Source organism: Vibrio sp. 1151_11 (genome assembly GCF_029478525.1).
GTDB classification, from domain to species: domain Bacteria; phylum Pseudomonadota; class Gammaproteobacteria; order Enterobacterales; family Vibrionaceae; genus Vibrio; species Vibrio anguillarum.
This window is the reverse complement of sequence record NZ_SHMN01000113.1, coordinates 1-373: the sequence shown is the minus strand read 5'-3', so window position 1 is coordinate 373 and position 373 is coordinate 1. Positions and strand designations below refer to the sequence as shown.

Below are 373 nucleotides of genomic sequence, written 5' to 3'. Positions count from 1 at the left end.
TGATTTCTCATAAAATCAGGATCATGCTACGCACCATGAAAATAATACTGACTCCTCAACAGAAACAACAACTCGAAGAGATGCACGATTCAACTCGTGATGGTCGAGTGCGTGACCGCATCAAAGCGATTTTACTTGCGTCTGAAGGTTGGAGTCAGGCGATGATTTCTCAAGCTCTCCGTATTCACGAATCGACTGTGGCTCGTCATCTCAGTGATTATGTTCTCTCTGAAAAACTTAAGCCTTAAAATGGTGGTAGCCAAAGCCGACTTTCTGCTGGGCAAACCATGCAACTTATCGAACATCTGGCTGAGAAAACGTACTTTCATACCCACCAAATTGTCGCTTATGTACAAGCTGAGTTTGGTATCCG

1 pseudogene is annotated in these 373 nt (G+C 44.0%); it reads left to right on the top strand.

Features of this window, described 5'->3' with window-relative positions:
- Positions 1 to 35 precede the first annotated feature (35 nt).
- Positions 36 to 373, top strand: a pseudogene (locus tag EXZ60_RS19000) (helix-turn-helix domain-containing protein); the annotation flags it as partial.